Source organism: uncultured Amphritea sp. (assembly GCF_937127095.1).
Classification (GTDB): Bacteria; Pseudomonadota; Gammaproteobacteria; order Pseudomonadales; family Balneatricaceae; genus Amphritea.
Map to the genome: position 1 here is coordinate 141,251 of NZ_CAKZLP010000060.1, position 13,492 is coordinate 154,742.

The 13,492-nt window shown below is 50.2% G+C and carries 13 protein-coding genes; 4 read left to right on the top strand and 9 right to left on the bottom strand.

Annotation, left to right across the window (positions count from 1 at the left end):
* Positions 1-546, bottom strand: coding sequence for a VOC family protein (locus Q0499_RS15360; RefSeq protein ID WP_299200772.1), 546 nt, complete (start codon positions 544-546; stop codon positions 1-3).
* A 248-nt stretch (positions 547-794) separates the two neighbouring features.
* On the opposite strand from Q0499_RS15360, the gene Q0499_RS15365 reads away from it, so the two are divergent.
* Complete coding sequence (locus Q0499_RS15365) at positions 795-1,277, top strand: winged helix DNA-binding protein (RefSeq protein ID WP_299200774.1); 483 nt, start codon at positions 795-797, stop codon at positions 1,275-1,277.
* Between the two features lie 311 nt (positions 1,278-1,588).
* Here Q0499_RS15365 and Q0499_RS15370 read toward each other — a convergent pair whose 3' ends face one another.
* The 3 genes from Q0499_RS15370 to Q0499_RS15380 all read right to left on the bottom strand — a co-directional run bounded on the left by Q0499_RS15370 (position 1,589) and on the right by Q0499_RS15380 (position 4,228).
* Complete coding sequence (locus tag Q0499_RS15370) at positions 1,589-2,806, bottom strand: bifunctional alpha/beta hydrolase/OsmC family protein (protein ID WP_299200776.1); 1,218 nt, start codon at positions 2,804-2,806, stop codon at positions 1,589-1,591.
* 387 nt (positions 2,807-3,193) lie between these two features.
* Positions 3,194-3,676, bottom strand: coding sequence for a peptidylprolyl isomerase (locus Q0499_RS15375; RefSeq protein WP_299200778.1), 483 nt, complete (start codon positions 3,674-3,676; stop codon positions 3,194-3,196).
* Between the two features lie 69 nt (positions 3,677-3,745).
* On the bottom strand, positions 3,746-4,228 hold the full coding sequence (locus tag Q0499_RS15380) for a transcription elongation factor GreAB (protein WP_299200780.1): 483 nt from the start codon (positions 4,226-4,228) through the stop codon (positions 3,746-3,748).
* Positions 4,229-4,370: 142 nt separating this feature from the next.
* Here Q0499_RS15380 and Q0499_RS15385 point away from each other — a divergent pair, with 142 nt between their 5' ends.
* The 3 genes from Q0499_RS15385 (at position 4,371) to Q0499_RS15395 (ending at position 7,703) form a co-directional block, all read left to right on the top strand.
* Positions 4,371-5,966 carry an ABC-F family ATPase gene (locus tag Q0499_RS15385; RefSeq protein ID WP_299200782.1) on the top strand — a complete coding sequence of 532 codons (1,596 nt, stop codon included), beginning with the start codon at positions 4,371-4,373 and terminating at the stop codon, positions 5,964-5,966.
* Positions 5,967-6,226: 260 nt separating this feature from the next.
* Positions 6,227-6,634, top strand: a complete 408-nt coding sequence (locus tag Q0499_RS15390; RefSeq protein WP_299200784.1) for a PA2779 family protein — start codon at positions 6,227-6,229, stop codon at positions 6,632-6,634.
* An 82-nt stretch (positions 6,635-6,716) separates the two neighbouring features.
* A complete protein-coding gene (locus tag Q0499_RS15395; RefSeq protein WP_299200786.1) occupies positions 6,717-7,703 on the top strand; it encodes a PA2778 family cysteine peptidase in 987 nt (328 codons plus the stop codon).
* Between the two features lie 39 nt (positions 7,704-7,742).
* Here Q0499_RS15395 and Q0499_RS15400 read toward each other — a convergent pair whose 3' ends face one another.
* The 5 genes from Q0499_RS15400 to nosZ form a co-directional block, all read right to left on the bottom strand.
* Positions 7,743-8,258 carry a nitrous oxide reductase accessory protein NosL gene (locus Q0499_RS15400; protein ID WP_299200789.1) on the bottom strand — a complete coding sequence of 172 codons (516 nt, stop codon included), beginning with the start codon at positions 8,256-8,258 and terminating at the stop codon, positions 7,743-7,745.
* On the bottom strand, positions 8,258-9,085 hold the full coding sequence (locus Q0499_RS15405; protein WP_299200792.1) for an ABC transporter permease subunit: 828 nt from the start codon (positions 9,083-9,085) through the stop codon (positions 8,258-8,260). Before Q0499_RS15405 ends, Q0499_RS15400 begins: the two co-directional genes overlap by 1 nt.
* Entirely contained in the window at positions 9,085-10,020 is a 936-nt protein-coding gene (locus Q0499_RS15410; protein WP_299200797.1) for an ABC transporter ATP-binding protein, read from the bottom strand. The genes Q0499_RS15405 and Q0499_RS15410 overlap by 1 nt, the downstream gene beginning before the upstream one ends.
* 1 nt (position 10,021) lies before the next feature.
* Entirely contained in the window at positions 10,022-11,371 is a 1,350-nt protein-coding gene (locus tag Q0499_RS15415; protein WP_299200800.1) for a nitrous oxide reductase family maturation protein NosD, read from the bottom strand.
* 178 nt (positions 11,372-11,549) lie between these two features.
* The gene (gene nosZ, locus Q0499_RS15420; RefSeq protein WP_299200804.1) at positions 11,550-13,460 is read right to left on the bottom strand and encodes a TAT-dependent nitrous-oxide reductase; all 1,911 of its coding nucleotides are present in this window, start codon (positions 13,458-13,460) and stop codon (positions 11,550-11,552) included.
* Positions 13,461-13,492 lie beyond the last annotated feature (32 nt).

The following is a 13,492-nucleotide window of genomic DNA, read 5'->3' on the forward strand; positions in this document are numbered from 1 at the left end:
TCAGTCCAGCCCGTTAAACTCCTCTTCATGCAGCCAGGCCGCATGTTTTGGCGCTTTTTTAGTCTGCGACCACTCTTCTAGCATCAGCGGAGCCACCCGCTTCAATTCGGCCATCTGTTCATCAGATCCTTTGGTGTAGGTCAGTTCAAGGCGGTGACCATTAGGATCAAAAAAGTAGATAGAACGGATAATGCCGTGCTCCGTAGGGCCAATCACGGCAACGCCTTTCGCTTCGATTTCGGCTTTCGCTGCCAGTAACGCCGCCTCATCCTTAACCCGGAATGCAATATGCTGCACCCATGCAGGGGTGTTCTGGTCTCTATCCATTTTTGGCTTAGTAGGTAATTCAAAGAACGCCAGAATATTGCCATTTCCCGCATCCAGAAACAGGTGCATATACGGGTCAGGTTCTTTTGTTGAGGGGACACGGTCTTCCGCAATAGCCACCAAAAAATCCATATTCAACACATCTTTATAAAACTCAACGGTTTCTTTGGCATCATTACAACGGTAAGCAACGTGATGGATCTGCTCAATCTGGATCATGGGTCAACCTCTGACTCTTATCTTTATTATGACGGTTTTAGTTATCTCCAAAGTAGCATCTCAATTATGATCAGGCTATACGGGTAACAGCCGTGACTATTATCCAACAGTTCATTTAATGAATTAAGTAACTGTTTTCATGATATAAATTAAAAAAAACCAGATTATTCGATAACTGGAAATTGTCTTTTTCTATAATAACCATATAGAATAAAGGTTATTTTTTGGCCCATCAGAGACTAACCTAAGTGAACGATAAACATGCCACTCAGGATAATGCAGAGCAACAACTGGAGCTTAGCCAATACTTTCCCTACCAGTTATCCACACTGGACACTGCCGTCAGCCGCTCGATGTCGCAACTGTATTCAGGCCGCTTTAATCTGAACCGACAGGAGTGGCGGGTGATGGCCGCCCTCGGGAATAACAAAGCGATGACGGCGAAAGAGATCGCTATCAATTGCAACCTGGAAAAGATGCAGGTCAGCCGCACGGTCTCCCGCCTTAAAGACTCAGACCTGATACTCCAGCAGGAAGATAATGATGACCGCCGCTATACCCGGCTTAGCCTGACGGAAAAGGGCAAAATGATATATCGGAAACTGGTGCCGCTAATTCTTGCACGGGAAGCGTTTATTCTCTCGGCACTATCGGAGGATGAGTTGTATCAACTGCTAACCCTGATGAATAAGATTCGTCAAAAAGCTCAGGAACTACAACAATGGGGCTAATGGCTAAGCCGCAAAAACCGCCCTGCTGTCAACTTAGAAAATAAAGTTTAAATCTGAGACTTACTAAAGCAGAAGGTCATGACTTCTGCCGGAGTTATCCGTAGTCGCGAAGTGTGCGTCACCCGCCTCTGGCATATCACCCCAAAGCTTATAGTCCAAAACAACTATTCCATAACATATAGCCCAAAAAGCACAACAGTCTACCTAAATCCCTCCAAATACTCCGACCCCGCAAAATTCCAGGATATTCATACGTGTAGCTCAATACCGGACGATAGCGTTGCCAAGACGGTCTCCCAGGCAGACTACCGCTAATCGGTCAGGCGGGTGACAATTCTGATATCCCCCTCCAGCGTTTTATGCACCGGACAACGATCAGCAATCTCAAGCAAACGTTGACGCTGCTCCCCGGACAGATCTCCCGTCAGGGTAATCTGTCGTTCAAACTGATCGACTTTGCCACTGTTTTTGTCACAGGAAGCACAGTCTTGAGCATGAATTTTTGCATGCGATACATCCACCTGAACATGTTCCAGAGGAATCTTCTTTTGCCGCGCATACATTCTGATAGTCATTGAAGTACAGGCACCCAGACCCGCAGCCACCAATTGATAGGGGGTCGGCCCCAGATAGCTACCACCATAGCTGACAGGTTCATCCGCCATCAGATGATGTCCGGCCGCGCTGATATCCTGGGTAAAACCGTTCGGATCCGCCTCGCACACCCGGGTGATACCTTCCGGTGCATTGAGATACCTGGGTAAAACCTGAATATCAATATAGCGTTGCGCCCAGGTCGATATCACCTCGGCAGCATAATCAGCATCCTCCTGCTGACTCAGCAGGTGATCGGCAGAGTCCAGTGTGACAAAGCTTTTAGGATGCTTTGCCATCTGGAAGATCCGCGCAGCATTGTCCAGTCCAACCACGGTATCCAGCGGCGCATGCATCACCAGCAGCGCCTTACGCAAACTTTTAACCGCCTGTTCCAGCGAAACAGCGGCGATATCATCGACAAACTGTCGTTTGATCGTGAAGTCCCGCCCAGCCAGGCTGACCCGGGCTTCACCTTCGACACAGATCGTTTCTAACTGTTCACCCAGATTGTGCAACACATGTTGCGGATCGGCTGGTGCGCCGATAGTAACGACCGCTTTGGCCTCAGGCACTTCAGCCGCAATGGCCAGAATGGCCGCACCGCCCAGGGAGTGCCCAATAAGTAACTGGGGCGCAGCATAGTGCTCACGGAGAAAACCAACCGCCTGCAACAGGTCCTGCATATTTGAGCTAAAGCCGGTATTGGCAAACTCCCCCTGAGAGTGCCCCAGCCCGGTGAAATCAAACCGCAGCACCGCAATGCCTAAAGAAGCCAGCCGCTGAGCGATGCGCCGCGAAGCCTGTAAGTCCTTTGAGCAGGTAAAACAGTGCGCAAACAACGCATACGCCGCGGGTTTACCAACGGGTAGATCAAGACTTGCGGCCAATAAAGAGCCGTCATGGCCGGTAAATTCTAAACGTTCAGTTTTCATAGATCCCCCTGATCTGATTTACCAACGAGTATCAAGCAGATTTCAGAAGGGAGCCATTAGAATTTCTCTATCGGGGGGATTGTGCGGGTAAATCAAAACACAGACGCGACTTTGTCGCTTGCCAGAACGCAGCTGCGCTGCTTGCTAGTGGCAATGAGATCAAGCGTCTTTAACCAGCAAGTTAGCGCCCTAACTACCTGACAATCCATCGCCTCTGATACCCAGAGGGCATGCTAAAGGAGCTCCTACAAAAACCTAAAAACCGCCTCGCGGCGGTTTTATATTTTGTTCTGGCTTTTTCTAGCAGGAAACGCAGTTTCCGTTCTAACCACTAGCAAGCGTAGCGTCTAACTAACGGCGAAGCCGCGATCTGCTCTTAACGGCGTTTTAGTGATGATGCCCGCCATCACCGTGGGCGTGTCCGTGGGAGACCTCTTCTGCAGAGGCATCGCGAATGTCAACGATCTCGATATCAAACGTTAACACTTTACCCGCCAATGGATGGTTGTTATCTACCGTTACCATGAATTTACCGACTTTAACCACTTTAACCTGACGCAGCCCCTGCTCTGTATGCACGGTGCCGACCATACCCGGACGCCATTTCTTCGCGCCTTGCAGGTGTTTTACCGGAATACGCTGTTCACAATCTGGCAGAAACTCACCATAGGCATCTTTTGGCTCCAGAGTGACCGAAAAAGTATCGCCTACCGCTTTCCCTTCCATCGCCTGTTCGAGACCACTGATCATATTATCGTGGCCGTGCAGGTATGCCATGGGAGAACCTCCCCGGGTGGTTTCTTCAACACTGTTATCAGCATCGGTCAGGTTGTAATGAAATTGCACAACTTTATCTTTGGTAACACTCATGGTTATTCCTTAATGTACTTTAGGGCTGCTGTTGAGCCCGCGTAAACGGTTGCCGGCGATTATACGTCATCAGCGGATAGCCGTAATCTCAAATTCACCCTGGGGCAGTTTAACGAAATCACCCAGATAGCGCCCCATCAGCGCCCGGCCAATCGGTGCTTCCGGAGTAATAACAACCACCGTATAAACGCCATCGTTAATCTGAATACCGCCCCCTGCAGGACCGATGAACAGGTGTTTCACTATGCTGACGCTGTTTTCTTGAATACCTTCAAGGGTAATCAGTGCCCCCAGGCCAGCAGCGGAGTCTCCAGTGAAGTCTCGCAACGGCATAGCACGGTAATCCGCCAGATTAATCTCCAGTGCCTGCACCCGCTTCGATTGCCCATGGGCCAGATAAGAAGCCTCAAGGCCGAGGGTATCATATTGGTTTTCCGCCACACTCTCTTCATGAGTCGCCGCGTCACGGGCCTCTTTTGCCGCGGCTATATTAGTATCGAGATCTGCCTGAAGCCTGCAGATGATCTGTGCTATAAGCTGTTTCTTATCCATATACCCGACCTGTTGCAGAACAGGTGAAGTATCACCATTAAATTATCAAAAAGAAACACTCTATTCACACACTTTAAGGCTGATCTGTGGGACAATACCGCGCATATTTCCACCTCAACGCTTAGACTGATGGGTTCCTGTTTTGCTGACTACCGCTAATATCACTATGCAGTTTGGCGCCAAGCCACTGTTCGAAAATATCTCTGTTAAATTTGGTGAGGGCAACCGCTACGGCCTGATCGGCGCGAACGGCTGCGGTAAATCCACTCTGATGAAGATTCTGGGTAATGATCTGGAAGCCTCTGCCGGTAACGTCAGCAAAGACCCCAATGAGCGCATCGGTAAGCTGCGCCAGGATCAGTTTGCCTTTGAGGAGTTCACCGTTATTGACACGGTAATCATGGGCCATGCCGAGTTATGGGAGATTAAACAGGAACGTGATCGCATCTACTCCCTGGCCGATATGACCGAAGAGGAAGGGATTAAAGTCGCCGAACTGGAAGTCGAGTTCGCCGAACTGGATGGCTATACCGCCGAGTCCCGTGCCGGTGAACTGTTGTTGGGGCTGGACATCCCCACAGAACAGCATTTTGGCCCGATGAGTGAGGTCGCGCCCGGCTGGAAACTGCGGGTATTGCTGGCACAGGCACTGTTTGCCGATCCCGATATTTTGCTGCTGGACGAGCCTACCAACAACCTGGATATCAACACTATCCGTTGGCTTGAAGGTGTTTTGAACGACCGTAACAGCACCATGATCATCATCTCTCACGACCGTCACTTTCTCAACTCGGTCTGCACCCATATGGCCGATCTGGACTACGGTGAACTGCGGGTTTATCCGGGCAACTATGACGATTATATGATCGCCTCCACCGCCCTGCAGGAACGTCTGCAATCAGACAATGCGAAGAAGAAAGCCCAGATCGCTGAACTGCGCAGCTTCGTCAGCCGCTTCTCAGCCAACGCATCAAAGGCGAAGCAGGCCACCTCTCGGGCACGTCAGATTGAGAAGATCGAACTCAACGATATCAAACCCTCCAGCCGTCAAAGCCCCTATATCCGCTTTGACCAGGAGAAGAAGCTGCACCGTCTGGCTCTGGAAGTCGAAGGCCTGACCAAAGGCTATGGTGGCGAGCCGCTGATTAAAGACCTCGATATGATGGTTGAAGTAGGCGAGCGGATCGCGATTATCGGCCCCAACGGTATCGGTAAAACCACCCTGCTGAAAAGCCTGTTTGGTGAACTGGAGCTGGATAGCGGCCTGGTAAAATGGTCTGAAAATAGCAATATCGGTTATTACGCACAGGATCACGCCCACGACTTCGCAGAAGAGAGCAACCTGTTTGACTGGATGGCCCAGTGGACAAAATCAGGGTCTGATGAACAGGTTATTCGTGCATCGCTCGGTCGGATGCTATTTTCACAAAATGAGATTAAGAAATCAGTTAAGGTTCTCTCCGGGGGTGAAAAAGGCCGGATGCTGCTGGGTAAACTTATCCTGCAACAACCTAACATCCTGCTGATGGATGAACCGACCAACCATATGGATATGGAATCGATAGAAGCCCTCAACCTGGCGCTGGAAAACTTTGACGGCACGCTGATTTTTGTCAGCCATGACCGTGAGTTTGTATCATCCCTGGCGACCCGCATCATCGACATGAAAGAGGATGGTCTGACCGACTTCCGCGGCGGCTACGAAGAGTATCTGAAGAAACAAGGCATTTCCGGCTGATAACAGCCTGCAACCTTACCCTTCTAAACAAAGCCAGCGGTTATACCTGCTGGCTTTTTTGTTTTCGTCTCCAGCATTAACTAACAGTACAGCCGGACATAAACACTCGCTTCACAACCACTGCTGTAATTTATAAAACTAAGCTACACTGGTAGGGTCAACTGTTTGTAAATGCAGGTAGTTTGCACTAACTGTTAATCAGTTCATTTAAAAATGCTGTTATCCTGGGGGGGAGTAGCAGCTATCAGAGGGTATACATCATGATGCTACACAACGTTCTCAGACACACCTGGATAGGTCGGATAGTGATCGCAATGCTGTTGATGATGAGTTTTCAGAGTGTCACCGTGAATGCCGCAATGATCTCCACAGACACCATCATCCAGACAGAAAACCAGCAGTACACTAAAAGCGATCTGCTGCAAAAACTTGAATCCACCGAACTGCAACAGCAACTGGCAGACATGGGCGTTGATCCGCAGGAACTGCAACAGCGGGTCGCCAGCCTGACCCCGGATGAAATCAGCCAGCTGAATGCCAATCTGGCAGCTCAACCCGCCGGTGAAGGGATACTGGGCCTGGTCGGTTTAGTGTTTGTTATTTTCGTCATCACCGATATGCTCTGCGCAACTGACCTGTTCAGCTTTGTTCACTGTATTAACCGCTAGCAGGATCACTAACCTGACCGGCTTCCGGTGTAACGGTTTGCCTGCACAGCGATTACCCTCAGCAACGCGTATGGCGGTGCTGATGGTTATACTGCTGCTGGTCACCGGTTGTAGCAGTAATCAGCGTCTGATCAACACGCTGACCACCGATCCCGCTATTTCCGGTGCCACAGAGATTAGTGACTTAGCCTATTTTCCCCAGCAGGATGATCAGTGCGGCCCCGCCGCACTGGCCACCATGCTCGACTATAACCACATTGTCACCACCCCCGAACAGCTGCGCCCCTATCTCTATATTCCAGGCAAAGGCGGAACCCTGGCGATCGAACTGGAAGCCAGCGCCCGGCAATATAATCTGCTTGTCTATCCACTGAAACCTGACCTGAGCGACATATTGCGGGAGCTGGATGCCGGACACCCGGTACTAGTAATGCAAAACCTCGGCTTCAACTGGTTTCCCCAGTGGCATTTTGCTGTCGCCATCGGCTATGACCTGAGTGCACAACAGATCTACCTGCGTTCAGGCCCGGATAAACGTTACCCTGCCGACCTGTCACTTTTCGAGAAAACCTGGTCGAGAGCGGACCATTGGGCCAGAGTGATACTGCCACCCGACCGATTACCCGCCACAGCTACGCTGCAACGTTACATTGAAGCGGCAAATAAGCTGGAACAGCTGGGTATACAGAATGAAGAATTGATGAGCGCCGCCGCTCAGGCGTACCAGACAGCCTTAGAACAATGGCCTGACAGTTCCGCCGCGCTGATGGGCCTGGGCAACATCCGCTACGCGCAGCAACGCTACGACAGTGCTTCAGACTACTTCATTCGCTATATTGAAAAAGACCCTGCCGCTGCGGCAGGGTGGAATAACCTGGCTTACTCATTAATGAAAACAGGCTGTACACCGGCGGCGATGGAATCAATCAATTGCGCGGTTTCAATCGAGCCGGATCTGCCAATCTATCGGGACAGCCGGAATGAGATAAGCAACTCCATCGCTGAATCCGTATCAACTAAGCACTGCTCGCTACCCACCTGCATCGTTCCTAAGCAACAAAAAAATTAATCCTGGGAAAGCGATGTTAGCCTGGAATTATAAGCGCAGTTAGTTGGCTCCCATATTGTTCATGCTAATCAGCAGATCTAGGGTAATCTGTTCGAAACGATAGACCTTGCCACCTTCAGAATCCGCAAACGCTTCGGCATCGGTCTGTTTGGAAAAGCTGGCAAGTGTTGGCCCCATCGCGCCTTTTTTTTGGTGACCTATCACGAAGAACGCCTGGCGGGCATCGATATAGGTTTCATCATCCGGATGATCCCAGGGAGTCACCGCCATATCGTGGACAAAGACCTCTTGAATGTTCTGCTGATTTTCAGGATCAACAATAAAAGCAAACAGATCCCGGGTAGAACAGAACTGCATATTGCCCCGGCCCCCTTTTGCATACAGCTGTCCCTTAGGGCCGGGAAAGTTGCTGATAATCATACCGCACAGATGGCACTCTGCCCCGCTTTCTATCGTGATCGCCTGTCGTACCATCGTTTCCTTTTCATCTTCACCACAACCCGCCAGCATTGCCAGCGACAACAGGATAGTAAAGAGTTTTAACCAGTGCTTCATTACAATCCCCGCTTATTAAAGATCGCCATCGCCAGCGAGGCCGGCAGTACCAGCCAGAGCAGTAAACCCACAAACAATGACAGGGTTGAAAACTGAGACTGCTGCGCGATTGCCATGAGTCCGGTGAGATTCTGATCGGCAAAATACGTTATATTTACCAACCGGAAGATATCTGTAGGGTTGAGTAGTAACAGATACGGAAACAATGTTTCATCAACATTGCCCTGGGTCGCAACCAGCATCCCCAGCAACCCCAGATCAAACACCAAAACGAAGATAAACCAGGTGATCAGAGCGATCCCCGCTGCTTTCGACTTCTCCGAAACCGATGCACTAATCACATAAGCAATGGCGATAAAGATCCACCCCAACAGCATGGCTGAAAAGATAAATATACTATAAGCACCAAATAACTCTCCCCAGGTGGTCGTGCCGGAGAAAACCCCCATCATAATGGCGGATGAACCAAAACCAATCAGGGTGGAAAACGCCATTACCGCTCCCTGCCCGACCATTTTCCCCAGCAATAACTGCCAACGTGACAGTGGATAGGTCATCAACAGCAACAGCGTACCATTTTCATCTTCACCCACCAGCCCGTCATAGGCCAGCATCAGCGCAATCAGTGGAATAATAAACACCGCCAGGCTTGCCAGGCTGACGATAGTGGTCGACAGCGATGTAAAACCGACCTTACCCGCTGCGGCGGCACCGAAATACGCCAGGCCAATCGCCAATACCGCAAAGATCACACAGATCGACAGCACCCAGCGGTTTCGCAAACCATCATGAAACTCTTTATTAGCAACCGTCAGAACCGCATTCATTAGCGAACCTCCTGCGCCGCAGCGACTGTTTCGCCGGCACTGGTTGCAATAAAATGCGTGTACAGGTCTTCTAAAGAGGGTAGCTGAACATCCAGGTTTTCCAGTCCCGCCAACCCCATTATCTGTTGCATGGCTGCCATCTTCCCCGGAAGAGGAATATCCAGTTTCAATCCTGTTTCGTTGCGATCTATCAGGGCTGACAGGTTGTCCGGCAACACCATTCCACTCCCTTGCAGATGAAAAATCGCCGGCAAATCAGCCTGCTGGCGCAGATCATGAATGCTGCCTTCAGCGAGCAAACGTCCCTGCCCAAGAATCAACGCCCGGTCGATATATTTTTCCACCCCCGGTAACACATGGGAACAGAGTATGACGGTACAGCCTCGCTGCTTCAGCTCTTCAATACGATGATAAAAATCCTGGGTGGCGATAGGATCCAGCCCCACGGTAGGTTCATCCAGCAATAACAGTTTTGGTTCACCTAACAGTGCCTGAGCAAGGCCAAGACGCTGCCGCATCCCCTTGGAATAGGTTTTTACCCGACGCATTCCGGCCTGCGCCAGTCCCACCTGCTCCAGCAAAGCAGGACAGTGTTTCTCCGGGACGCCTTTCAAACGGGCAAAATACTGCAGTACCTCCAGCCCGCTCAGCTGGTCGTAGAAGCTAACGTTCTCCTGCAAAAAACCCAGTTTACGTCGCAGGTGACGAGCCTCAGGCTGAGTCGGGTCTTCGCCAAATACTCTGACCTCACCCGCCGTTGCATTGATCAGGCCGAGAATCAGTTTAATCGTCGTCGTCTTACCCGCACCGTTATGACCAAACAACCCCAGCACTTCGCCCTGACGCACCTCCAGATCAAGTTGCTGAAGCGCATTAACGCCCTGATATTTTTTCTCAACCTGCTGTAATTCAACAATATTATTCGAACTTCTCATATCAATTCCCAACCCACTGCGCGCCTGCTGACCCGGGTACCAGACCTGAATCAGTAATAGACTGTGGTACCGCCATTAACGGATGGCTATCCACGACCCCCGGAGATTTCAACACGGGAAATTGACGCTGTACCCAGCGCAGCGTCTCTACCGCCGGACTGTTCAGCAGCAACTTGGCAGAAGGAAACTTCCACAGCAGCTGATCAACACTGTCATTTGGCTCATACACCACATCACCAATACCATCACTATCCATATCCCAGCCCAGATAATCACTCCAGAAATTACCCACACCGGCATCGGACCAATCCTGAGTGCGGGTGGCGACATACTTGACCTGCTCTTTATTGCTGATAAATGCGTTGCCGCTTAGCACATTGTCTTCCGAACCCGCTGTCAGGTGGATCCCCATATCGCTCTCGGCAAACAGGTTGTCTCTGATCTCGTTAAACAGGGAGTTATAGATAAACAGCGCCTTACCCTCCAGGCCTGCCAGATTGGTTTGCTGCTGCATATGGGGATTACGACTGTTTTGCACCCCGGTTACCCGGTTATCCCGAATAACGGAATCAGTAATGTAGTTCATTAATATGCCGTAGTTAGAATCATTTTCAGATCGGTTACCGACAACGGTCAGGTACTTAGATTGCATCAGCGCATAGCCGGTACGGGTATTCCGGGTGACATTATTCGCTATCCGATTATGGTAGGAGTACATGTAGTGCACCCCGTAACGCAGGTCATGAAGATAATTGCCGACCAGTTCATTTTTATTACTGGTATCAATATAAATACCATCCCGGGTATGCCATACCTCATTATTCTCAGCTAAGGCACCTGTCACATTGTAAAGGTGGATACCGTTACCCCGATCGGATGATCGCATACTCAGATCGCCTTCAATCTTATTCGCAACAATTTTGACGTCCGGGGAGGCATCCACCCAGATACCAAAACCACCACCCTGCAGATAATTATGCTCAATACGTGTATTCGCTGCGGAACGGGAAACAAAAATACCGGAATCCAGATCGGTGAGATTGATACCCCAGTTCTGAATTCTTAAATTATGGATATAGGCACCCGCTGAATTAATGTGCAGCGCATGACCTTTATTCTGTCCATCAAGCACAGCACCCGCTTCACCGGATAGCTCGATGGCGTGCGCAATGACAAAATTGCCTTGATAGACCCCCTCACTCAGTACCACCTGATCTCCGGACTGAACACTATCCAGTACCGATTGCAGGTTATCTGTCGGGGTAACATTAATGGTTGCAGCCTGAGCAGAAAGCATAGTGCTCATGTACAGCAGAAGCAGACAACCGAACCGAGCAAACAGCAGACTCATAGAAGCACCCTGGACAAAGAGGAGACCCGGTCCTGGTCAGTATTAAACGTTGCAGGACCGGTTTGATAAGGTATCACAGCAGTTTATCAATATAAGCTCTGCGGCTTACTTAAGCATACTTTTCCGACAAACTCTGTAATACCCCGTTGCACTCAGCTTTTCAGCCAAAACCGGATATTTAAGCCGGCTCAACCAGCATACGACCACGCATCTCCATGTGAAGCGCATGGCAGAACCAGTTACAGTAGTACCAATGTACGCCCACCTGGTCAGCTTTGAAGGTTACAGAAGCCGTCTGCTGAGGACTGATCTCCATCTGGACACCGTGGTTTACCATACAGAAACCGTGGCTTACGTCTTCGATCTGATCCAGGTTTGTGATAACAACCGTTACCTCATCTCCCTGCTTGACTCTAAACTCATTCAGACCGTAATTAGGCGCAACCGAGGTCATGTAAACCCGCACCTTATTACCGTCACGGATCACCTTGCTATCAGTTTCAAGCGTAATACCGTCTTTCTTCGCCATCGCAACAGTCGTGGCGAATGTAGGATCTTTACGATCATACAGCTTACGGGTCTTAACCTTAGAACGATGGACCATCATACAATCATGTGGTTCAGCGAACGCAGGACCATCGTGAATCAGCTTCATTTCATCACCGGAAATGTCGATCAGCTGATCGTTTTCAGGGTGCAGTGGGCCACACTTCAGGAACCGGTCTTTCGAGAACTTCTGCAGAGATACCAGATACTTACCATCCGCGTCGCGGGTTTCACCCATCGTGGTATGGTTGTGTCCTGGCTGGTAGTGAACATCCAGCTTCTGCAGAATGTAATCTACTTTCTCGCCGTTGTAGAAACGGATCGCTTTCTCGACGTCCCATTTACATACCTGACTATCGATAAACAGCGTGGTGAAAGCATGACCGCGCCCATCGAAAGCGGTATGCAGAGGTCCAAGACCCAGTTCAACTTCGGCAACGACGGTGTCTCGCGGCTGAATTTTATCGGCAAACAAATCATCAAACTTAGCCAGTTCAAATACCGTTACCGTCGGCGACAGCTTGCCATTGGCAACCGCATACTTACCGCCAGGCGCGGTATTAATACCGTGCGGGTTCTTAGGTACGGGGACATAACGGGTCAGCTCTGAACCTTTACGCCCGTCAACGACAGGCACATCAGACCCCGGCAGGGTAATAAACTTACCGGCTTTAATTGCCGCTTCGATACGCTCAATATTGAAGATAACCAGGTGGTCACGTTCATTACGCATAGAACCCGGCAGATCAATAGCACCTTCAGAGTTATAGCAGGTAGAAAACGCATACTTACCAGTGTAATCAGCGTCAGTATTATCCAGGTTACCATCGACAATGACCTGCCACGCCACGTCCATGGACTCCGCATCCAGGCCATTAAACAGCGTATAATAACCTTCGATGTCATCCATATTCAGGCCGTTGTTAGGGTGCGGCATACGGAATTCGGCGTTAGCAAATATGTATTTGGTATAAGGTACTTTCTGAACCCGCAGACCGTGAATCGCCTGACAATTTGGAATAGTCGTAATCTTATCAGTCTTCATGATATCACCGCGGATACGGGCAACACGGGTGTTGGCCTTATCGTTGATGAAAATATACTTACCGTCATAGTGACCATCGGTCATAGACATATGCGGATGGTGGCAGTCACCGTTCAACGGCGCATTCTCACCCAGTACTTCCTTACTTTCGTTGGTGATACCCCAACCGGTTGCACTATCAACGTTGAAAACCGGGATGCGCATCAGTTCGCGCATGGAAGGCAGGCCTAATACGCGCACCTCGCCCTGATGGCCACCACTCCAGAATCCGTAGTATTCATCCAGCTCACCGGGTCCTACCGTGTGTTTGGCATCAGTCGATGCATGCGCTACCGAGGGCATCAGCGCACCACCCATCGTTGCGCCCATTGCAGCAGCGCCACCAACCAGTGCAGCAGAACCACCCAGGAACAATCGACGGCTTAGTTTCACATGTTCACTTGCGTGTGAGTCTTCAGTATCAATCACAGGAAGGCTCTTATCCTTAGGATCTATCATGATGTTGATCTCCATAATAATGACACCCGGTC